The following is a 20245-nucleotide window of genomic DNA, read 5'->3' as shown; positions in this document are numbered from 1 at the left end:
GGCGGCGGCCGGCGGCGCCTGCGCCGGGCGCGGCGCGCGCGGGACCGGCGCGGTGGCGGGCGCGGGCCGCGCAGCGGCGGCCGGCACCACCAGCACCGCGCCCGAGGCGTCGCGCTGCGCGGTGAAGCCGCTGCCCTGCAGCAGGCGGGCGAGCCCCTGCTGCGCCGTGTAGCTGCCCTGCAGGCCGGGGCTGCGGCCGCCCTTGAGCTGGTCGGCGCGGTAGACGAGCTGCGTGCCGGACTGGCGCGCGTAGGCGTCGAGCGCGCTGGCGAGGTCGCCGGCCGGCACGTCGAGGCGGATGCCATCGGCCGCCTGCGCGGCCAGCGCGGCGGAACAGGCCAGGGACAGGAGCAGGACGCGCAACGGTCGGAACGGCTTCACGTGGATTCCCCAGTGCGCCGCGGCGACGGCGCTTCCAGCGATCAGGACGAACGAGCCGGGCAAATCCCCCGGCGGTTCAACGCGCGTGCAGCACGATGCCGTCGGCGCGATGCTCGGCGCGCACCGCGAAGGCCTGCTCCAGCAGGCGCGCGAAGCCTTCGACGTTGTCGCAGCGGAAGCTGCCGCCGATGCGCAGCGCGGCCACGGTGTCGTCGCCGATCACCAGCCGGCGCGCGCTGCAGTCGGCGAAGCGCGCTGCGGCCTCGTCGAGCGTGGCGTCTCGGAACACCAGCTGGCCGCTGTGCCAGCCGAGCATCTCCTCGGCCTCGGCGATCGGCACGGTGCGCACCAGCACGCCGTCCTCGCCCACCAGCGCGATGCTGCCCGCGGGCAGCAGCGTCACCGGGCGCACGCCGTCGCGGCCGCGCGCGGGCTCGAGCCGCACGCGCCCTTCGGTGACGACGACCTGCAGGCCGTCGGGATCACGGCGCACCGAGAAGCGCGTGCCCACCGCGACCACGCGGCCGGCGCCGGCGTCGACCACGAACGGGCGCGCGGCGTCCTTGGCGACGTCGAAGATCGCCTCGCCCGCCTGCAGCGCGATGCGGCGCTCGCGGCGCGACAGCCGGACCTCGATGCGGCTGTCGCTGGCGAGCGTGGCGCGCGAGCCGTCGGACAACGGCAGCCGACGCACCAGGCCCGGCGCGCTGTCGTAGCTCGCGGCGTCGATGACGTGGAGGTTCCACCAACTCCAGCCGGCGACGGTCGCGCCGGCCAGCGCCGCGGCGGCCAGCCAGCGGCGCAGCCGGGGACGTCGTGGCGACGCATTGCGCGCGCGCGGCGGCGGGATATCGACCGGTGCGGCATGCGGCGCCGGCGACGAGGCATAGCCGCGCGGCGGCGGGCCCGGCCGCCGCCAGCTCGCGCCCAGCGCCTGCAGGCGGCCGCTCTCGCGCCAGGCGGCGTCGAGGCGCAGGAACGCCACGCGATGGGCGACGTCCTCCGCCAGCCAGGCCTCCAGCGCCTGCGCATCGGCCTCGGCCCATGCACCGCCGCCCTCGCGGCGCGCCAGCCAGTCGGCGGCCTTGCGCTCGATCGCGATCGCGCGCCCCGGCGGCGGCTCAGTCGGCCTGCTGTCGCCCATGCGGCGCCTCCGTTTCCACGGCGGGCGCCGCGTCCACGGCGTCGCCGCCGTGCATATGACCGGCGAGCAGGCGCATGCCCTTGGCGATGTGCTTCTCCACCGTCTTCTCGCTGATGCCCAGTCGCACGGCCACCTCCTTCTGCGACAACTCCTCGACACGCCGCAGCCAGACCACCTCCCGGCACCGGTCCGGCAGGCGGTCGAAGGCGTCGGCGATGCGCGCGAGCATCTGCCGGCCGCCGCTCCAGCGCTCCGGCGAGACCTCATCGATCAGGACGTGCGAAGGCTCGAAATCACCCATCGGCTCGATCGAGACGACGCGGCCGCGGCGCAGGCGATCGGTGATCAGGTGGCGCGCGGTGGCGAACAGGAAGGCCTTGGGCTGCGTGGGCAGCGAGCGCCCCGCGGCCTCGTAGACGCGCGCGTAGACCTCCTGCCGCAGGTCGATCAGCTCGTCGCGATGGCGCCAGCAACGCGCCAGGTAGCGCGCGAGCGCGGCCTCGTGCACGAGGATCTCGCGGATGAACCAGTTGTCGAGTTCGACCGGCATCGGGACACCATAGCCGAGGGCGGCCCGAAGCGGCCGGACGGGGGAAATCGCCCGGCCGTTCGTCCTGTGCAGAACGAATCACGCCTGGAGCACCGCCCCGATGCATCGCCGAGCCGCCTGGCCGATCCTTTTCACCGCGGTGCTCGGGCTGGCGCAGGCCGGCGCCGCGTTCGCCGCCGGCTACCAGCGCCACGTCATCGGCGACCTCTCGCTGCCCACGCCGGAGCGGCCTGCCCCGGGCCTGCTGCTGATGGGCGGCGGCGACCGCAACTTCGACGCGCTGCGCTGGTTCCTCGCCAAGGCCGGCCACGGCCACGTGGTGGTGCTGCGCGCCTCGCAGGCGGGCGAGATCGGCGAGGAGTTCTACCGCGAGGTCGGCGGCGTGGCCTCGGTGGAGACGTTCGTGTTCGACGACCGCGACGCGGCCAGCGATCCGAAAATCCTGCGCGCGCTCAGGCGCGCCGACGGCATCTTCCTCGCCGGTGGCGACCAGTCGCGCTACGTGCGCTTCTGGCGCGGCACGCCCGTGGCCGCCGCGCTCGACGCGCATGTGCGCGCCGGCAAGCCGCTGGGCGGCACCAGCGCCGGGCTCGCGATGCTCGGCGAATACCTCTACGGCGCGATGGACGGCGGCAGCCTCACCAGCCCCGAGGCGCTGTCCGATCCGCTCGGCCCGGCCAACACCATCGAGACCGGCTTCCTGCACATCGACGCGCTCAAGGGCGTGGTCACCGACACGCACTTCCGCGAGCGCGGCCGCCTCGGCCGCCTCGTCGCCTTCGTCGCCAAGGCCGAATCGCTGGCCGGCCGTCCGCTGATCGGGCTCGGCGTCGACGAAGACGCGGCGGTCGCGGTGGAGGCCGACGGCAGCGCGCGCGTCTACGCGACCGCGCCGGGCGCCGGCGCCACGCTGGTGCGCGGCGGCTTCGCCGAGCGGCAGGCCGAGGACGAGCCGATGAAGCTGTCGCGCGTGGAGACGATCGGCATCGATGCGAACTCGCGGCTGCATCTGCCCGAGGGCCGCGTCGAGCGTCCGCCGTTCCAGCGCGGCTATGCGGTGCGCGACGGCGTGCTGGTCGCGCTGGACGCACCGATGCTGGTGCTGCACGGCGGCGCCGGCGTGGAACGCGCCGGCATGACGCCGGCCGACGAGGCCGCCGCGCGCGCCGCGCTCGAAGCCGCGCTGCGCGCCGGCCATGCGCGCCTGAAGGCGGGCGCGCCGGCGATGGACGCGGTGACCGCCGCGGTGACCGTGCTGGAGGACGCGCCGCAGTTCAACGCCGGCCGCGGCGCCGTGTTCACCCACGACGGCCGCAACGAGCTCGACGCCTCGGTGATGGACGGCGCGACCGGCAAGGCCGGCGCGGTCGCGGGCGTGCATCGCGTCCGCAATCCGTTGCAGCTCGCGCGCACGGTGATGGAGCGCTCGAACCACGTGATGATGGTCGGCGACGGCGCCGAGGCGTTCGCGAAGTCGCAGGGCATCGGGCTGGTCGACCCGTCGTGGTTCCGCACCGAGAAGCGCTGGCAGCAACTGCAGCAGGCGCTGAAGGAGGAAGCCAGCGCGCAGGCGGCGAACGTGCCACTGGTGCTGCCGGGCAAGGCCTACTTCGGCACCGTCGGCGCGCTCGCGCTGGACGCCGCCGGCCACCTCGCCGCGGGCACCAGCACCGGCGGCATGACCAACAAGCGCTACGGCCGCGTGGGCGACTCGCCGATCATCGGCGCCGGCACCTGGGCCGATGCGCGCTGCGCCGTATCGGGCACGGGCTGGGGCGAGTTCTACATCCGCGGCGCGTCGGCGCACGAGATCTGCGCGCGCGTGCGCCTGGCCGGCACGCCGCTGCGGCGCGCGGCCGACGCCGTGATCAACCGCGACATCCCGAAGGCCGGCGGCGACGGCGGTGCGATCGCGCTCGGCGCCGATGGCAGCGTCGCCTTCCCGTTCAACACCGAAGGCATGTATCGCGGCTGGATCGGCGCCGACGGCGTGCCGCACGTGGCGATCTACCGCGAAGACGCGCTGGCGATGCCGGTACCGTGACGACGGCTGGCCGCGTCGCAGCGGCCCGGTTGCGCGGATATATCGGCGGTTCGAAGCATCGGCGGTCGGGCGCAAGCCCGATCGCCGATCGCGTTCCGGGCACTTGAACGCAGGCGAGGATCGCGGCGCACGGCGTTACCCGTGGCGTGTCCATCGTCGTCGATGCCGTCGGCGGAACGCATCGTCGCCAGGGTGCCAGCGGCCGTACGCACGGCGATGATGCGCGTTCGGCGAAGATGCGCCGGTTTCCCGCGGATCCGCCTGCATGCTCGAACCGTCCAAGCGCCCCAGGCGCCGCACATGGCTGATCGCGGCCATCGCCGTCGTTCTCGTACTCGTGGTGCTGTTCGGCCTGATGCGCCTGCGCGGCGCTGCGCTGCCCGGCTACGAGGTACAGGCGGGCCCGCTGGTGCAGAACGTGGTGGCGACCGGGCGCATCGCGGCGGAGTCGCGCGTGCAGGTGGGCGCGGAGATCGCCGGGCTGGTGCTGGAACGCCGCGTGCGGGACGGCGACCGCGTCGCGCCGGGCGACATCCTGGTGATGCTGCGTGCACGCGACCTCGAAGCGCGGCGCGACGAGGCGCGCGCGGCACTCGCGGCGCTGCGCGAGGCCGACCGCCCCGATGCCGAGGCGCGGCTGCGCCAGGCCCGCGCGGAACTCGCGCAGGCCGAGCGCGAGGCCGCGCGTCGTCGCGAACTCGGCGCGCGGCAACTGGTCGCGCGCGAGGACGTCGAGCAGGCGCAGCAGGCGGTGGTCGCCGCGCGCGCCGCGGCCGAGCAGGCACGCGTCGCGCTGGAAGCGCTCGCGGGCGGCGCGCGCGAGGCGCAGGCGCGCCAGCAGCTCGCCGCCGCGGACGCCGAACTCGCGCGTGCGGTGATCCGCGCAACCGTGGCCGGGACCGTGCTCACGCGCGACGTCGAGCCCGGCGACACCGTGCGCGCCGGCGACGTGCTGATGGAGATCGCGCGCGACGCGCCCGGCGAGATCCTGTTGCCGCTGGACGAGAAGAACCTCTCGCGCATCGAGGTCGGCCAGAGCGCGACCTGCATCGCCGACGCGTTTCCCGACCGCCCGTTCGCCGCCACCGTGCACCACGTCGCGCCGGGCATCGATCCCTCGCGCGGCACGGTCGACGTGCGCCTGCGCATCGACCCGCGCGCGACCTTCGTGCGCCAGGACATGACGGTCACCGCGACCATCCTCACCGGTCGCCGCGAGCGCGCGCTGGCGGTGCCCAACGATGCGCTGATCGACGCGCGCGACGGCAGCGATCGTGCCACCGTGCTGGTGGTGCGCGACGGCCGCGTCCGCCGCGTCGCAGTGAAGCTGGGCCTGCGCGGGCTGGCCGCGAGCGAGGTGCTCGAGGGCCTGCGCGCGGGCGAGCAGGTCGTCGCCGCCGGCGCGCTCGCGGCCGACGCGCTGCCGAAGGACGGCGCGCGCGTGCGCATCGACGGCCAGCCGCCGCCGACGGCCGCCGAGTCCACACGCGGCGAGCCGCCGGTCAAGCTCGACTGAGCGATGTGGATCGAAGCCACCATCGCGATGCGCTTCCTGCGCCAGGGCCGCGCGCAGACGCTGCTGATCCTGTTCGGCATCGCGGTGGGCGTGTCGGTGATCGTGTTCGTCACCGCGCTGATCTCGGGGCTGCAGAACAACCTCGTGCAACGCACGCTGGGCACGCAGTCGCACGTGCGCGTGGAGGCGCCCAACGAGGCCAACCGCATCGCGCCCGCGCCGCCCGGCACGCTGCAGCTGGTGCTGGAGGACCGCCGCGCGCAGGCACTGCGTCCGATCGACAACTGGCCCGAGGTGCGCGACGTGCTCGACACGCTGCCCGGCATCACCGCGGTCTCGCCGGTGGTGTCCGGCCCCGCGTTCGGCCGCCGCGGCGAGGCGGTGCAGTCGGTCGCGCTGGTCGGCGTCGACCTGCCGCGCTACCTGCGTGTCATCCCGCTGGACGAGAACATGGTCGAAGGCCGGCTGGAGGTCGGCTCGGGCAATGCGGTGGTGGGCCGCCAGCTCGCCGAGGACCTCGGCCTGCGCACCGGCGGCAAGCTGCGCCTCGATGCGGGCGACGGCCGCGAGGCGATCGTCAACGTCGCCGGCATCTTCGAGCTCGGCGTGCGCGAGCTCGACGCGCGCTATGTCTACCTCGACCTCAAGCAGGCGCAGTCGCTGCTCGCGCTGCCCGGTGGCGTGACAGTGATCGACGTGACGGTGGAGGACCTGTTCGCCGCCGACCGCAGCGCCGCGCGCATCCGCGGGCTCACGGGGCTCAAGGCCGAGAGCTGGCAGGAAACCAATGCGCAGCTGGTCAACGCGCTGACCTCGCAGAGCATGTCCACGCGCATGATCAGCTTCTTCGTCGCGATGTCGGTCGCGCTCGGCATCGCCAGCGTGCTCGCCGTCAGCGTGGCGCAGCGCACGCGCGAGATCGGCATCCTGCGGGCGATGGGCACGCGGCGCCGGCAGATGCTGCGCGTGTTCCTGATCCAGGGCGCCGTGCTGGGCCTGGCCGGCTCGCTCATCGGCGCGCTCGCGGGATTGGCGCTGGTCGGGGCGTTCAACCGCTTCGGGCCGGGGCTCTTCTACATTCCGCTGCCGCCCACGCTGGTGCCGGCCGCGATGGCACTGGCGACCATCGCTGGCGTGATCGCGGCGGCGGTGCCGGCTTCGCGCGCGTCCCGGCTCGATCCGGTGGAGGCGATCCGCCATGCGTGATCGCCGCGAGGTGCTGCGGCTGGAAGGCCTGCGCAAGTCCTACAACATCGGCCAGCCCAACGAGGTCGAGGTGCTGCACGGCGTCGACCTGTGCGTGGACAGCGCGGATTTCGCCGCGCTGGTGGGTCCGTCAGGTTCGGGCAAGAGCACGCTGCTGAACCAGATCGGCCTGCTCGATTCGCCCACCGACGGCGAGCTCTACCTGCTCGGCAAGCCCACCCGCGAGATGGACGACGAGGCGCGCACCGCGCTGCGCGGGCGGAACATCGGCTTCGTGTTCCAGTTCCACCACCTGATCGGCGCATTCACCGCGCTCGAGAACGTGCTGATGCCGGTGATGGTGGCGCGCGGCAAGCCCGATCGCGAGACGCTCGACCGCGCGCGCGGGCTGCTCGCCGACGTCGGTTTGGAGAAGTACGCCGACCGCAAGCCCGACCAGCTCTCCGGTGGCCAGCAGCAGCGCGTGGCCATCGCGCGCGCGCTGATCACACGCCCGGCGCTGCTGCTCGCCGACGAGCCGACCGGCAACCTCGACACGAAGACCGCTGCCGACGTATTCGAGCTGCTGCGCCGCTTCAACGCGCAGTTCGGCTGCGCGGTGCTGGTGGTGACGCACGACCCGCGCCTGGCAGACACCTGCGATCGCACGATCACGCTGGTGGACGGCCGCATCGACGGCGACGAGCGCCACGACGCCGCACGCGCGGACGCGTCGTAGGACGGCGATCGCGCGCGACATCAAGCTTCCGCGGCGCCCGCCGATAACGTCCGACAGGGCGCGGGGTACGCGCCCGGCCCGGTGCTAGGCTCGGGCGGCACGGCGCGTCGGGGGGACGGCATGCGGACGATCGGCAAGGGGCTGGGCCTGGCGACGCTGCTCGCCTGCGGCGCGGCGCAGGGCGCGCAACTGGCGGTGGACCTGGCCGATCGCCAGGGCCGTCCGGTCGCCGACGCGGTGGTCAGCCTGGTGCGGGCCGACGGCGCGGGTTCGGCGCCGGCGGCAGGCGCGCCGCACGTCGTCGACCAGAAGAACCTCGCGTTCCGGCCCTACGTCGAAGTGCTGCGGCCCGGCGAGTCGGTGGTGTTCCGCAACAGCGACGCCACCCGCCACCACGTCTATTCGTTCTCGCGCGCGAAGTCGTTCGAGTACGTCGTCGCGCCGCGGCAGGAATCCGCGCCGATGACCCTGCCGCGCGCCGGCGTGGTCGCCGTGGGCTGCAACATCCACGACGGCATGATCAGCTACCTCTACGTCACCGACGCGCCGTGGTCGGCGCGCAGCGACGCGCGCGGGCACGTCGTGCTCGACGGCCTGCCGGCGGGCACCTACGAGGTGCGCGTCTGGCATCCGCGCCTGCCGCCGACGAAGCAGGAGATCGCGCAACCCGGCGTGGTGCTCGGCGCCGACGACCATCGTCGCCTCCCATTCGCACTGGCGCTGCTGCCGGACCCGCGCCGCGCGGTCGACCGCGAGCGCACGGGCTACTGAGCCGATGAGTTTCCGCGTCCGCCTGGTCACGTTCGTCGTCGCGCTGCTGGTCGCCGTGCAGGCGCTGACCGGCGTGCTGGTCTACGGCGTCACCCGGCATGCGCTGATCGGCGAGGGCCAGCGCCAGCTCGGCGTGGCCGCCGGCGCGTTCGCGCGCCAGCTCGACGACCTGTCCGAACGCGTCGCCGCGAGCGTGCAGGTGCTCTCGCTGGACTTCGCGCTGCGCTCGGCGATCGCGCAGCAGGATCGCGCCACCGTGCTCTCGGCGCTGTCCAACCACGGCCGCCGCGTGGGCGCCACGCAAATGCTGCTGGTGGGGCTCGACGGTCGCGTCGAGGCCGATACCGCCGGGCGGCTCGCCCCGGGCGCGGCGTTTCCGTACGCCGACCTCGTCGAGCACGCGCTGCAGCGCCCGGCGTCGGCCGTGGTGGCCTCGCACGATCGCGCGCACTGGATGGTGGTGGTGCCGGTGTTCGCGCCGGACCTCGTCGGTTTCATCGCCGCTGCGATCCCGGTCGACGACCGCCTGCTCGCGCGCTTGCAGGCGCAGTCGGCGCTGCCCAAGGACGTCGAGCTCGCCACCGTCGACGCCGGCCGCTGGCGCGGCATCGCGCACGGCGCCGGCAGCGGGCTGCTGGTGCGCGAGCTCGGCCCCGCGAGTTCGACGCTGCCGATGCGCGCCGAGGTGGTCGAGGCCGACGACGGCCGCGAATATGTGATGCAGGCGGTGCCGCTGGCGCGCTCGCGGCACAGCGCACCGGTGGTGGCGCTGCTGGGCTACTCGGTCGACGCGGCGCTGGCGCCGTACCGCGCGGTGGGCCTGACCTGGGCCGCGCTGCTCGGGCTCGGCCTGCTCGCGGGCGTCGCCGGCGCCTGGCTGATCGCACGCAGCGTGTCGCGTCCGGTCGAGCGGCTCGCGGCATCCGCGCGTCGCATCGAGGCCGGTGACTACGCGCCGATCGGCGCGCGCGTGCAGGGCGACGAACTCGGCGCGCTGGCCGCGGCCTTCGATTCGATGGCCGCGGCGATCCGCGAGCGCGAGGCGCGCATCCTGCACCAAGCCGCGCATGATCCCGTTACCGGCCTGCCCAACCGCAGCGCCGCCGAAAGCGCGATCCAGCGTGCGCTCGACGCGGCGCCGAACGGCGAGGCCGCGCTGCTGATGGTCGGGCTCGAGCGCGTGCCCGATATCGTCAAGACGCTGGGGCACGGTGTCGGCGATCGGCTGATGCACGACGTCGGCCGGCGCCTCGCGCTCGTCGCCGGCGCCGACGTCGCGCGCGCCACCGACAGCCGTTTCGCGGTGTTCCTGCCCGTGGCCGCGCGTGCCGATGCGGTCGCGCTGGCGACGCGGCTGGTCGATGCGCTCGCCGAGCCCTATCGCGAGGCGGACGTGAGCCTCGACCTCGCGCCCGCGGTCGGCATCGCGCTGGCGCCGCTGCACGGCCGCGACGCCGCGGGCCTGCTGCGCCGCGCCGACGTCGCGCTGCTCGCGGCCGCGGGCAGCGAGGGCGCGATCGCCGTCTATGACGAGGCCACGGATCCGCACCGCCCCGAGCGCCTCTCGCTGATGGGCGACCTGCTGCGCGCGCTGGAGCAGGACGAAGGCCTCGCGCTGCACTACCAGCCCAAGCTCGACCTGGCGACGGGGCGCATCGACAGCGTCGAGGCGCTGGTGCGCTGGCGCCATCCGCGCCTGGGCCTGCTGCCGCCGGACGCGTTCGTCGGGCTGGCCGAGCAGACCGGCCACATCCGCCGGCTCACGCGATGGGTGCTCGCGACCGGCATCGCGCAGGCCAGTCGCTGGCATGCGGCCGGGCGTGACATGCGCGTGTCGATCAACGTCTCCGCGCGCGACGTGGAAGACGCCGAGCTGCCGCGCCGCGTCGCCGCGCTGCTCGCCGCGCACGGCCTGCCCGCGGCCAGCCTGGTGCTGGAGATCACCGAGAGCGCGCTGATGCGCGATCCCGATGCCGCGCTGCCGGTGCTCGAGCGCCTCGCCGCGCAGGGCATCGCGCTGTCGATCGACGACTTCGGCGTCGGCCAGTCGTCCTTCGCCTACCTGCGCCGGCTGCCGGTGCGCGAGCTGAAGATCGACCGCGCCTTCGTCGCGCCGCTCGCGCAGTCGCCCGAGGACCGCGTGATCGTGCGCTCGATCGTCGAACTCGCGCATGCACTGGGCTGTCGCGTCACCGCCGAGGGCGTGGAGGAGCGCGCGGCGCTGGACTACCTCGCCACCGTCGGCTGCGACCACGCGCAGGGCTACCTCGTCGCGCGGCCGATGGAGGCCGTCGCGCTCGACGCGTTCGAGCCGGACCTCGAATTCGCGGTGGGCGCATGAGTCGCGCACCGCTGCTCGCGTTCGCCTTCGCATCGGTGACGCTGCCGGCGGCCGCGCAGTCCGTGCAGCTGCACGGCTTCGTCGAGACGCGCGCGATCGCCTTCGATGGCGACGATGACCGCTGGCTCGACGGCGGCCACGGCAAGGCGCGCACCGATGCACGCCACGACGGCCTCACCGCCTGCGGCGTGCTCGCCGCGCAGTGGCAGGCGACGCCGGAACTGTTCGTCTCCGCCGAGGCGCAGTACGTGCCCGAGGCGCGTCGGCCGCTCGACCTGATCGACGCGTCCGTGCGGTGGCGGCCGGTGTCGACCACGCCGTGGCGAACGTCGCTGCGCGCCGGCATGTTCTTTCCGCCGGTATCGCTGGAGAACGACGCGGTCGGCTGGACCAGCCCGTGGACGCTCACGCCGTCGGCGATCAACACCTGGGTCGGCGAGGAGCTGCGCACGCTCGGGCTCGAAGGCCGCGTCGAGCATCGCGGCGAGCGCGGCACCTTCGGCGCGGGCCTCGCGCTGTTCGTCCAGAACGACCCGGCCGGCGAGCTGCTGGCCACCCGCGGCTGGGCGATGCACGACATCGTCGCCGGGCTCGACGGCAGCCTGCGCCAGCCCGACGACATCGCCGCGAGCGTGGAGGGAACGCCGCCGGTGCGCTTCCGCCCGTTCATCGAGATGGACCATCGTCCCGGCGTGTACGCGACGGTCGACTGGCGCACGCCGGCGCAGTCGCGCGTGGTGCTCACCGCCTACGACAACCGGGCCGACGCCACGCGCGAGATCGACTACGCAGGCCGCGAGCTCTACGCCTGGCGCACGCGCTTCTGGAGCGCAGCGGGCGAGCATCGCGTCGGCGACATCGTGCTGCTCGCGCAGTTGATGCGCGGCAGCACGCTGGTCGAGCCCATGCCGGGCCTGCAGTTCGACACGCGCTTCGCCGCCGGCTACCTGCTCGCCGGCTGGGAGCACGGCGCATGGCGGCCGGCGCTGCGCGTCGACCTGTTCCAGTCGAAACAGACGCCCGGCGGCGGTGCGTTCGCGCGCGACGAGCACGGACGCGCGTTCACCGCCGCGCTCAACTGGCGCCCGAACGACCGCCTGCGCGTCACCGCCGAAGCCCTGCACATCGACAGCACGCGCCCGCAACGACGCGCGCAGGGCCTGGCGCCACGGCAGCGCGAAACCCAGCTGCAGGCCAGCGTGCGCTGGTTTTTCTGACGTGCATGCAATGCTGCGGGACGGCCCTGCATACGCCGGCGCACGGGGCCCTCGCTAGACTGTCGCGTCCCCGCCGCAGCCCCGTTCCATGTCACCGACCGACCTGATCCACGCCTATTACGACGCCTTCAACCGCGGCGACCGCGACGCCATGCTCGCGCTGCTCGCCGACGACGTCGCGCACGACCGCAACCAGGGCGGCCGCCACGTCGGCCGCGCGACGTTCGCGGAGTTCCTCGCGCGCATGGACCGCTGCTACAGCGAGCAGCTGCGCGACATCGTGGTGATGGTCGACGCCAGCGGCACGCGCGCAGCCGCCGAGTATGTCGTGCACGGCACCTACAAGGCCGACGACGACGGCCTGCCCGCCGCGACCGGGCAGACCTACGTGCTGCCCGGCGGCGCTTTCTTCGACATCCGCGGCGGCCGCATCGCGCGCGTCACCAACTACTACGACCTCGCCGACTGGATCGCCCAGGTCGAGCGCGCGTGAGCGGGCTGCGCGTCGAGACGGTGCGCGGCGCGGCCATCGGCGAGCGCCTGGCCGACGTCGCGCGCCTGCGCATCGCCGTCTTCCGCGACTGGCCATACCTCTACGACGGCGATGCCGGCTACGAGGCGCGCTACCTCGCCACCTACACGCGCAGCCCCGACAGCCTCTTCGTGCTCGCGTTCGACGGCGACCGCATCGTCGGCGCGTCCACCGGGCTGCCGCTGATGGACGAGGAACCGGCATTCCGCGCACCGTTCGAAGCGCAGAACATCGACGCGGCGCACGTCTTCTACTGCGGCGAATCGGTGCTGCTGCCCGGGTACCGCGGGCGCGGCCTCGGCCATGCGTTCTTCGATGCGCGCGAAGCGCATGCCCGCACGCTCGGCGGCTTCACGCATACCGCGTTCGCCGCTGTGCATCGGGATGCAGCCGATCCGCGCCGCCCCGCCGGCCATCGCGACAACGACGCGTTCTGGCAGCGCCGCGGTTACGTGCGCCAGCCCGCCATGACCATGCGGCTGGCGTGGAAGGAGATCGGCGAAGCGCAGGACAGCGAGAAGCCGCTGACCTTCTGGCTGCGCCCATTGGAGGCCACGCGATGAAGGTCGCCGTCGCGAAATACGTGATCGGCCGGCCGGCCGACTTCTACGCCTTCGCGGCGCGCCAGCGCGCGCTGCTCGGCGAGGCCGCACGCGCCGGTGCGCGCATCGCGGTGCTGCCCGAGTACCTCGCATTGGAACTCGCGTCGACGTTCGACGATGCCGTGCAGGCCGACCTGCTGGCCTCGCTCGCCGCCATCCAGATCCATCGCGAGGCCTGGCTCGCGCTGTTCGCGGGGCTGTCGCGCGAGTTCGATCTCGTCGTGCAGGCCGGCACGTTCCTGGTCGACGTCGGCGGGCGCTATCGCAACCGCGCGTACTGGTTCGCGCCGGACGGCCGCCACGGCTTCCAGGACAAGCTGCAGCTCACCGCGTTCGAGAAGCACACCGGCCTGATCGACGGCGGCGACGCGCTGCGCGTGCTCGATGTCGACGGCGTGCGCGCCGGCATCGCGGTCTGCTACGACAGCGAGTTCCCGCTGCCGGTGCGCGCGCAGTGCGAGGCTGGCGCGCGTCTGCTGCTGGTGCCCAGCTGCACCGATACCGAGGCCGGCGCGCGTCGCGTCGAGGTCGGCTGCCTGGCGCGCGCGCTGGAGAACCGCGCGTTCGTCGCGCAGTCGGTCACCGCGGGCGAGGCGCCGTGGAGCCCGGCGCTCGACGTCAATACCGGCGAGGCCACGCTGTACGCGCCGATGGACCGCGGCCTGCCGGCCGACGGCATCGTGGCGCGCACGCGCGGCAACGCGGCGTGGGCGATCGGCGAACTCGATTTCGATGCGCTGGAGGCGAGCCGCGTCGATGCGCAGGTGGCGAACGATCGCGACTGGCCGCGGCAGTCGTCGCCGGCGCTCACGCGCGCACGGCTGGACGACGGCCTCGGCGGCTGAGGCCGCGCCTCAGCGCAGTTCGGTCGATACGTCGAAGCGCTCGATGCGCGCGCCCAGCCAGCGCACCAGCAGCGCGACCTCCGCGGCCAGCACCGCGGTGGCGCCGACCGCGGCGACGACGATCGCGAGCGGCCACTCGGCGACGAGGCGCACGGCGAACAGCAGCGCGCCGGCGACAATCGACGCGGGCACCAGCGACACCGCGAGCGCGAGCAGGTAGACGCCGCCGAAGATCAGGCGCTGGCCCATCACGTCGATGCCGCCGCCACGCCCGCCGCTGGACCAGCCCGGGAACAGCAGCAGGCCGGCGAACGGTACGCAGAGCATCAGCGCACACACCAGCGGCGCGAGCAGGACCACGGCGACGCCCGCCGAGGCGACGAGCCCCGGCGTCAGCCAGCCGCCGCCCGGCGCGCGCCACAGCAGGCAGGCCGCGGCGAACAGCAGCAGCCACTGCGCGGCCACCAGCATCGCGATCGGCGTCAGCAACTGCCCCAGCGCGATCTGCCAGCCGCGCAGCGGCATCGCGCGCAGCACGTCGAGATGGTCGAGCGTCTGCCGCAGGCCGCCCTGCACCAGCATCGGCCCGACGAACGCGCTCCACGCCGCGATGCCCAGGAACAGGTAACCGAACGGCTGCAGCAGCGTTGCGCCGAACGGGCTTCCGGCCAGCCAGGTGCTCGCGACGAACACCAGCACCGCGGCGATCAGCGCATTGCGCGGGCGCCAGAACGGACCGGCGGCAATCAGGCCCTTCCACAGGAACGCGGTGGCGGCAGGGCCCTGGGGCGACAGCTCGAAGGCCGCGCGACGAGCACGCTTGGGCGCGCCGCGCAGGCGCATGCGGCCCTCGCGCATGGCGCCCAGCGTTTCGGCGCGCTTGCGCGCCAGCGCGATCGAGGCCTCCTCGAACGAGACCTGCGCGCGCACCACCCAGGCGTAATGCGCCACCAGCAGCGCCAGCGCGGCCGGCAGCGCGCGCAGGAACGCGGCGGTGTCGACGGCGAACAGCGGCGCGAGCAGCCAGCGCAGCGGCGCCAGCACGGCCGCCGCGGGGCCGCCGCCCAGCGTGTCGGCGACGTAGCGCGCCAGCGCCCGCCCGTCGGCCATTGCCGGCGGCGGCGCATGCGCACGCGCCCAGGCGATGCAGGCGACAGCCAGTGCGGCGACGATGGCGACGACGACGGCGCGCCTTGCCAGCGGCGGCAGGCCGAGGTCGAGCAGGCGCTCGCGCATGAACGAGGCGCCCAGGAAATGCAGGCGCAGCGTGGCGATGATCAGCCACAGCGCGGTCGCGTACTGCAGCGGCCCGATGCCGACCGCATGCCCGCGTCGCAGCAGCAGCGACAGCAGGAACACCGACACGAACAGCACCAGCTGCGCGCGCAGCACGCTGATGTGGATCAGCCCGGTGCGCGAGATCGGGGCGGGAAACAGGAACGCGGTTTCGGCTTCGGAAAAACGCAGTGCGGCGCGATCGCTCGGAAACAGCCAGGCGTAGAGCAGCACCAGCAGCAGCGCGAGCGCGGCCAGCGGCAGGATGACGCCCGTCAGCTCGGCCGGCATGGCCATGAAGCGCGCACCGGTGCGCGGCGCGGCCAGCATGTGCCGGAACACGAACCAGTACATGTAGGCAGCGCCGGCGATCGCACCGACGAGGTACTTGGGCTGGCGCAGGCGCTTGAGGCGCTGGCGCAGCATGCCGGTCAGCGAGGTCGCCTCCAGGTACAGCAGCGCGCGGACGGTGTTCATGCGCGCGGCGCGTCGACCGCGTCCTCGGTCGCAAGGAAGAACACGTCCTCCAGCGTCGCGCCGTCGCCGGCGAAGCGCGCGCGGATCTCCTCCACCGCGCCCACCGCCATCGCACGGCCGTCCTTGAGGATCAGCAGCGTGGTGCAGACCTCCTCGACCAGGCCGAGCAGGTGCGAGCTCAGGATGATCGCCGCGCCCTGCGCGGCGAGGCCGCGCATCACGTCCTTCATGCGGCGCATGCCGCGCGGGTCGAGGCCGGTGAGCGGTTCGTCGAAGATCACCGCCTTCGGGCCGTGCAGCAGGCCGCAGGCGATGGCGAGCTTCTGCTTCATGCCGCGCGAGAGCTCGGCCGGCAGCAGCTGGCGCTTGTCGGCCATTTCGAGGTCGGCCAGCAGCGACTCGCCGCGCGCCTTCCAGTCGGCCACGCCGTAGAGCCGCGCGACGAACGCGAGGTGCTGCTCGACGGTGAGGTAGTCGAACAGCCGCGGCTCGTCGGGGATGAAGGCCATCGTGCGCTTGGCGCCGACGGGATCCTTGGCGAGGTCGATGCCGCCCAGGCGCACCGTGCCCTGCGTGGCCGGGATGATCCCGGCGACGCAGCGCAGCGTGCTGGTCTTGCCGGCGCCGTTGGGGCCGACCAGGCCCATCACCTCGCCCGGCCGCACGCTGACGGAGAGCGCGTCGACGGCGGTGAAATCGCCGTAGCGCTTGGTCAGGCCTTCGACTTCGATCATGTCCCGCACTCCCCTGTGGTGGACCCATTGTGGCGCGCCGCAACGGCCCGTTGCAGCAGCGCGCGTGCGGTTGCGGACGCCGGCGTTACCCTGCCCGTCCGTCCCCGCAGGAGCCGCCGCGATGATCGAGCGCGTCATTCCCGCCCGCCGCAAGGACCTCGGCGGCTTCGAGGTCGGCCGCGTGCTGCCGGCGCCGCTGGCGCGCATGGTCGGGCCCTTCATCTTCTTCGACCACATGGGCCCGGCCGACTTCGCGCCCGGCCTGCCGCGCAGCGTGGACGTGCGCCCGCATCCGCACATCGGCCTGTCGACGGTCACCTACCTGCTCAGCGGCGAGATCATGCATCGCGACAGCGTCGGCTCCGAGCAGCCGATCCGCCCGGGCGAGGTCAACTGGATGACCGCCGGCCGCGGCATCACCCATTCCGAGCGCTTCGAGAAGGGCCGCCGCGAGGGCGACCGCCTCGACGGCCTGCAGACCTGGCTCGCGCTGCCCGAGGCCGACGAGGAGACCGACCCGGGCTTCGTGCATTTCGACGCCGCGGAGCTGCCCGCCTTCGACGAGGCCGGCGTGCGCGGGCGGCTGATCGCCGGCCGCGCGCTTGGGCTGGCCGCGCCGGTGCCGGTGCATTCGCCGCTGGCCTATCTGCACCTGGAACTCGATGCCGGCGCGCGTTTCACGGTCCCGGCCGAGTACGCCGAGCGCGGCGTCTACGTCGCCCGCGGCGACGTCGAGATCGACGGCCAGCCGGTGCCGGACACCCACATGGCGCTGCTCGGCCGCGGCCGCCCCGGCGTGCTGGCCGCCCCGCGCGGGCCGGCCACGGTGATGCTGCTGGCCGGCGAGCCGGTGGGCCCGCGCTTCATCGAGTGGAACTTCGTGTCCTCGCGCAAGGAGCGCATCGAGCAGGCCAAGGCCGACTGGCGCGCCGGCCGGATGAAGCTGCCCGACCTCGACCACGACGAGTTCATTCCGCTGCCGCCCGATCCGGTGCCGCCGCCGAACCCGATGTCCTGATCCGCCGCGCGCGTCGCGTTCCGCGGCCCCGCACAGCGCCGTCAGGCGGATGCGGGTGATAAACTGCCGTGCCCGGTGGCGCTGCGACGCAAGGTCCGTCCCACCGTCCCGACCCCAAATTCCCTCCGCGCGCGAGAGCGCGCACAAGGTGGATCGTGCGCAATTACGACCTGGTGTTCCTCAAGAAATTCTCGATGGTGATCGGCTTCCTGTCGGTGGTCACCATCGCGCTCATCCTCGCCGCGCTCTACCTCAACGGCGTGCTGCCGGCCGAGCGCGACCCGGCGATGAACCGCATCACCGAGCAGCGCATCGCGCCGCAGGGCGCGGTCTACGCGGGCCAGACCGGCGCTGCCCAGCAGGCCGCCGCCGCTGCGGCCGCCGCGGCCGCGGCCGCCTCGCAGGTCGCCTATGGCGGCACCACCGACGGCTCGGTGATCTTCGGCCAGCTCTGCGCGGGCTGCCACGGCTCGGGCGCCGGCGGCGCACCGACGCTGGACCGCGCCCACTGGGCCGCGCGCCTGCCCAAGGGCACCGATACGCTGCACAAGCACGCGATCGAGGGCTTCACCGGCACGGCGGGCGTGATGCCGGCCAAGGGCGGCAACCCGGCGCTCACCGACGAGCAGGTCATCGCCACCGTCGACTGGATGCTGGCCAACCTGAAGTAACTCCCCGCACCGCTCCGCACGACGCCGCCTCCGGGCGGCGTCGTCGTTTCCACGCCCCGCTCCGTATCCTGCCGCGCATGCCCAGCCCCGCCTTCCCCGAACTGCCGCCCGGCGGCGTCGCCCCGCTGATGCTCGACGGCCCGGCCGGCCCGATCCAGGCCGTGGTCGACACGCCCGAGCCCGGCGTCGCGGCGCGCGAGGTCGTCGCCATCGTCTGCCATCCGCTCTCCACCGAGGGCGGCAGCCTGACCAACAAGGTGGTGACGATGGCCGCGCGCGCGCTGCGCGAGCTCGGCGCCACCACCGTGCGCTTCAACTTCCGCAGCGTCGGCAAGAGCGCGGGCGACTTTGACAACGGCATCGGCGAGTCCGAGGACCTGCGTGCGGTGGTCGACTGGGTGCGCCGCGAGAAGCCCGGCCACGCGCTCTGGCTGGGCGGCTTCAGCTTCGGCAGTTTCGTCTCGCTGCGCATGGCCGCCGCGCTGCAGCCGGACCTGCTGTTCTCGATCGCCCCGCCGGCCGGCCGCGCCTGGGACTTTGACAACATGGGGCTCTACACCGGCCCCTGGTTCGTGATCCAGGGCGATGCCGACGAGATCGTGGCCGCGCAGGACGTGCACGACTGGCTCGACGGCCTCGACCGCCTGCGCGCGCCCGCCACCCGCATCCGCATGCCCGGTGCCAGCCACTTCTTCCACGGCCGGCTGATGGACCTGCGCCAGGCGGTGAAGGACGGCGTGCGCGCCGAGCTGCCCAACGCCGGCCTGGACCCGGCCGCGTGACGACACCCTCGCAGCACTACGACGAGGGCGTCGCGCGCGGCGACTGGCAGGCGGATCCGGCGCAGCGCCCCGCGCTCGCCGAACTCGACCGCCTGCATGCCGCGCTGGTCGACCCGCCGAAACAGGGCTTCCTCGACCGCCTGGCCGGCAAGCGCGCGCCCGCGCCGAAGGGCCTGTACCTCTGGGGCGGCGTCGGCCGCGGCAAGACCTTCCTGATCGACCTGTTATTCGACGGCCTGCCGTTCGCCGAAAAGCGCCGCACGCACTTCCACCGCTTCATGCGCGAAGTGCACGACGCGCTGCGCGCGCATGCCGGCGCGAGCGATCCGCTGGCGATCATCGCCAAGGAGTGGCGGCGGACCCTGCGCGTGCTGGTGCTCGACGAGTTCTTCGTCAACGACATCGGCGACGCCATGCTGCTCGGCCGCCTGCTCGAGCGCCTGTTCGCCGAGGGCGTCGCGCTGGTTACCACCTCGAACACCGAGCCGAAGAATCTCTATCGCGACGGCCTGCAGCGTGAGCGCTTCCTGCCGGCGATCGCGATGCTGGAGGCGAACACGGTGGTGCTGTATCTCGACAGCGCGACCGACTACCGCCTGCGCGCGCTGACGAAGTCACCGGTATATCGCGCGCCGCTGGATACGCAGTCCGACGACTGGCTCGCGCAGCGCTGGGCCGAACTCACCGGCCATGCGCCGAAGGAACACGGCCCGCTGCGCATCGAGGGCCGCGACATCCCCGTGCGCGCGCGCTGCGAGGGCCATGCGTGGTTCGATTTTTCCGCGCTCTGCGAAGGCCCGCGCGCGGCCAGCGACTACATCGAGATCGCCACCGAGCACCACACGATCTTCGTCGGCGGGATCCCGCGGCTGGACGACGGCCGCGCCGACCCCGCGCGCCGCTTCGTGCATCTCATCGACGAGGTCTACGACCGCCAGGTCAACCTGGTCTGCACCGCCGACGCGGCGCCGACGGGGCTGTACCGCGGCGAGAAACTCGCCGGCGCGTTCGAGCGCACGGCCTCGCGCCTGATCGAGATGCAGTCGGCCGAGTACCTCGCGCGCGAGCATCGCGGCTGAGCGCCGCGACGCTCGCGCTCAATGCACCGTGCGGCGGCGCGTGCCGCTCACGATCTCGGCGTCGACCCAGCCCAGCGCGGCATCGTCGTCGTCCCAGCCGTCGGCGTAGTGGTAGCGGCGGAACTCGTAGAGATCGTTGGCTTCCACGCGCATGCGGCGCGGCTCGCGGGTTTCGCTGGCGGTGGTGGTGGAAGAGCGGGTGTCGGTGATCGTCTGCATCGGTCCATCCCCATGTCCTGGTGGCGTCTCGACGCTAGGAATCCGCTTTTCAAGCATTCGTGAAAATGCCGGCCGCGGTTCGCGCGCAGGCAGCGGCCGTTCATGGAGCGCCCGTCACGCAGC

20 protein-coding genes and 1 pseudogene are annotated in these 20245 nt (G+C 73.5%); 15 read left to right on the top strand and 6 right to left on the bottom strand.

Annotated features, from left to right (window positions below; genetic code table 11):
- From IE066_RS12425 to IE066_RS12415, 3 genes are all read right to left on the bottom strand, one after another.
- Nucleotides 1-381: STN domain-containing protein (locus tag IE066_RS12425; RefSeq protein WP_189450353.1), on the bottom strand; the 381-nt coding region annotated here is incomplete at its 3' end.
- Nucleotides 382-457: 76 nt separating this feature from the next.
- On the bottom strand, nucleotides 458-1525 hold the full coding sequence (locus IE066_RS12420; protein WP_189450351.1) for a FecR family protein: 1068 nt from the start codon (nucleotides 1523-1525) through the stop codon (nucleotides 458-460).
- Complete coding sequence (locus tag IE066_RS12415; protein ID WP_189450349.1) at nucleotides 1503-2075, bottom strand: RNA polymerase sigma factor; 573 nt, start codon at nucleotides 2073-2075, stop codon at nucleotides 1503-1505. Before IE066_RS12415 ends, IE066_RS12420 begins: the two co-directional genes overlap by 23 nt.
- Before the next feature lie 100 nt (nucleotides 2076-2175).
- Between IE066_RS12415 and IE066_RS14825 the strand changes: the two are divergent.
- From IE066_RS14825 to IE066_RS12365, 11 genes and pseudogenes are all read left to right on the top strand, one after another.
- Nucleotides 2176-2676 (top strand): annotated as a pseudogene (locus tag IE066_RS14825) (cyanophycinase); the annotation flags it as partial.
- A 492-nt stretch (nucleotides 2677-3168) separates the two neighbouring features.
- Nucleotides 3169-4119: an isoaspartyl peptidase/L-asparaginase family protein gene (locus tag IE066_RS14820; RefSeq protein WP_229790810.1), complete on the top strand. Its 951-nt coding sequence runs from the start codon at nucleotides 3169-3171 to the stop codon at nucleotides 4117-4119.
- Nucleotides 4120-4384: 265 nt separating this feature from the next.
- Nucleotides 4385-5635 carry an efflux RND transporter periplasmic adaptor subunit gene (locus IE066_RS12405; RefSeq protein WP_189450344.1) on the top strand — a complete coding sequence of 417 codons (1251 nt, stop codon included), beginning with the start codon at nucleotides 4385-4387 and terminating at the stop codon, nucleotides 5633-5635.
- A 3-nt stretch (nucleotides 5636-5638) separates the two neighbouring features.
- Entirely contained in the window at nucleotides 5639-6841 is a 1203-nt protein-coding gene (locus IE066_RS12400) for an ABC transporter permease (RefSeq protein ID WP_189450342.1), read from the top strand.
- Entirely contained in the window at nucleotides 6834-7559 is a 726-nt protein-coding gene (locus tag IE066_RS12395; protein ID WP_189450339.1) for an ABC transporter ATP-binding protein, read from the top strand. Before IE066_RS12400 ends, IE066_RS12395 begins: the two co-directional genes overlap by 8 nt.
- Nucleotides 7560-7679: 120 nt before the next feature.
- On the top strand, nucleotides 7680-8330 hold the full coding sequence (locus IE066_RS12390) for a carboxypeptidase regulatory-like domain-containing protein (protein WP_189450337.1): 651 nt from the start codon (nucleotides 7680-7682) through the stop codon (nucleotides 8328-8330).
- A 4-nt stretch (nucleotides 8331-8334) separates the two neighbouring features.
- The gene (locus tag IE066_RS12385; RefSeq protein ID WP_189450335.1) at nucleotides 8335-10671 is read left to right on the top strand and encodes a putative bifunctional diguanylate cyclase/phosphodiesterase; all 2337 of its coding nucleotides are present in this window, start codon (nucleotides 8335-8337) and stop codon (nucleotides 10669-10671) included.
- Nucleotides 10668-11888, top strand: coding sequence for a hypothetical protein (locus IE066_RS12380; RefSeq protein ID WP_189450333.1), 1221 nt, complete (start codon nucleotides 10668-10670; stop codon nucleotides 11886-11888). Before IE066_RS12385 ends, IE066_RS12380 begins: the two co-directional genes overlap by 4 nt.
- Before the next feature lie 88 nt (nucleotides 11889-11976).
- A complete protein-coding gene (locus IE066_RS12375; RefSeq protein WP_189450331.1) occupies nucleotides 11977-12381 on the top strand; it encodes a ketosteroid isomerase-related protein in 405 nt (134 codons plus the stop codon).
- Nucleotides 12378-12983 carry a GNAT family N-acetyltransferase gene (locus tag IE066_RS12370; RefSeq protein WP_189450330.1) on the top strand — a complete coding sequence of 202 codons (606 nt, stop codon included), beginning with the start codon at nucleotides 12378-12380 and terminating at the stop codon, nucleotides 12981-12983. The genes IE066_RS12375 and IE066_RS12370 overlap by 4 nt, the downstream gene beginning before the upstream one ends.
- Entirely contained in the window at nucleotides 12980-13867 is an 888-nt protein-coding gene (locus IE066_RS12365) for a carbon-nitrogen hydrolase family protein (protein ID WP_189450328.1), read from the top strand. Before IE066_RS12370 ends, IE066_RS12365 begins: the two co-directional genes overlap by 4 nt.
- 9 nt (nucleotides 13868-13876) lie before the next feature.
- Here the strand turns inward: IE066_RS12365 and IE066_RS12360 are convergent, their stop codons facing one another.
- Together IE066_RS12360 and IE066_RS12355 are read right to left on the bottom strand one after the other, a co-directional pair.
- Nucleotides 13877-15619, bottom strand: a complete 1743-nt coding sequence (locus tag IE066_RS12360; RefSeq protein WP_189450326.1) for a hypothetical protein — start codon at nucleotides 15617-15619, stop codon at nucleotides 13877-13879.
- Entirely contained in the window at nucleotides 15616-16353 is a 738-nt protein-coding gene (locus tag IE066_RS12355; RefSeq protein ID WP_189450324.1) for an ABC transporter ATP-binding protein, read from the bottom strand. The genes IE066_RS12360 and IE066_RS12355 overlap by 4 nt, the downstream gene beginning before the upstream one ends.
- Before the next feature lie 124 nt (nucleotides 16354-16477).
- On the opposite strand from IE066_RS12355, the gene IE066_RS12350 reads away from it, so the two are divergent.
- From IE066_RS12350 to zapE, 4 genes are all read left to right on the top strand, one after another.
- Nucleotides 16478-17371, top strand: a complete 894-nt coding sequence (locus IE066_RS12350; RefSeq protein WP_425488942.1) for a pirin family protein — start codon at nucleotides 16478-16480, stop codon at nucleotides 17369-17371.
- A 155-nt stretch (nucleotides 17372-17526) separates the two neighbouring features.
- Entirely contained in the window at nucleotides 17527-18042 is a 516-nt protein-coding gene (locus tag IE066_RS12345; RefSeq protein WP_189450320.1) for a c-type cytochrome, read from the top strand.
- Nucleotides 18043-18119: 77 nt separating this feature from the next.
- Nucleotides 18120-18824, top strand: coding sequence for an alpha/beta hydrolase (locus IE066_RS12340; RefSeq protein ID WP_189450318.1), 705 nt, complete (start codon nucleotides 18120-18122; stop codon nucleotides 18822-18824).
- Complete coding sequence (gene zapE, locus IE066_RS12335; RefSeq protein WP_189450316.1) at nucleotides 18821-19903, top strand: cell division protein ZapE; 1083 nt, start codon at nucleotides 18821-18823, stop codon at nucleotides 19901-19903. Before IE066_RS12340 ends, zapE begins: the two co-directional genes overlap by 4 nt.
- A gap of 18 nt (nucleotides 19904-19921) precedes the next feature.
- On the opposite strand, the gene IE066_RS12330 is transcribed toward zapE, so the two are convergent.
- Entirely contained in the window at nucleotides 19922-20122 is a 201-nt protein-coding gene (locus tag IE066_RS12330) for a hypothetical protein (RefSeq protein ID WP_189450314.1), read from the bottom strand.
- Between the last annotated feature and the right edge of the window lie 123 nt (nucleotides 20123-20245).

Source organism: Cognatilysobacter xinjiangensis, from assembly GCF_014651995.1.
Taxonomy (GTDB): Bacteria; Pseudomonadota; Gammaproteobacteria; order Xanthomonadales; family Xanthomonadaceae; genus Cognatilysobacter; species Cognatilysobacter xinjiangensis.
This window is presented reverse-complemented; position numbering and strand designations above follow the sequence as displayed.

Coding starts and splice junctions, on each gene's coding strand:
- IE066_RS12400 (WP_189450342.1), top strand. CDS start 5,639: ATGTGGATCGAAGCCACCATCGCGATGCGCTTCCTGCGCCAGGGCCGC.
- IE066_RS12415 (WP_189450349.1), bottom strand. CDS start 2,075: ATGCCGGTCGAACTCGACAACTGGTTCATCCGCGAGATCCTCGTGCAC.
- IE066_RS14820 (WP_229790810.1), top strand. CDS start 3,169: ATGCTGGTGCTGCACGGCGGCGCCGGCGTGGAACGCGCCGGCATGACG.
- IE066_RS12420 (WP_189450351.1), bottom strand. CDS start 1,525: ATGGGCGACAGCAGGCCGACTGAGCCGCCGCCGGGGCGCGCGATCGCG.
- IE066_RS12390 (WP_189450337.1), top strand. CDS start 7,680: ATGCGGACGATCGGCAAGGGGCTGGGCCTGGCGACGCTGCTCGCCTGC.
- IE066_RS12365 (WP_189450328.1), top strand. CDS start 12,980: ATGAAGGTCGCCGTCGCGAAATACGTGATCGGCCGGCCGGCCGACTTC.
- IE066_RS12375 (WP_189450331.1), top strand. CDS start 11,977: ATGTCACCGACCGACCTGATCCACGCCTATTACGACGCCTTCAACCGC.
- IE066_RS12385 (WP_189450335.1), top strand. CDS start 8,335: ATGAGTTTCCGCGTCCGCCTGGTCACGTTCGTCGTCGCGCTGCTGGTC.
- IE066_RS12405 (WP_189450344.1), top strand. CDS start 4,385: ATGCTCGAACCGTCCAAGCGCCCCAGGCGCCGCACATGGCTGATCGCG.
- IE066_RS12360 (WP_189450326.1), bottom strand. CDS start 15,619: ATGAACACCGTCCGCGCGCTGCTGTACCTGGAGGCGACCTCGCTGACC.
- IE066_RS12330 (WP_189450314.1), bottom strand. CDS start 20,122: ATGCAGACGATCACCGACACCCGCTCTTCCACCACCACCGCCAGCGAA.
- IE066_RS12380 (WP_189450333.1), top strand. CDS start 10,668: ATGAGTCGCGCACCGCTGCTCGCGTTCGCCTTCGCATCGGTGACGCTG.
- IE066_RS12395 (WP_189450339.1), top strand. CDS start 6,834: ATGCGTGATCGCCGCGAGGTGCTGCGGCTGGAAGGCCTGCGCAAGTCC.
- IE066_RS12340 (WP_189450318.1), top strand. CDS start 18,120: ATGCCCAGCCCCGCCTTCCCCGAACTGCCGCCCGGCGGCGTCGCCCCG.
- IE066_RS12355 (WP_189450324.1), bottom strand. CDS start 16,353: ATGATCGAAGTCGAAGGCCTGACCAAGCGCTACGGCGATTTCACCGCC.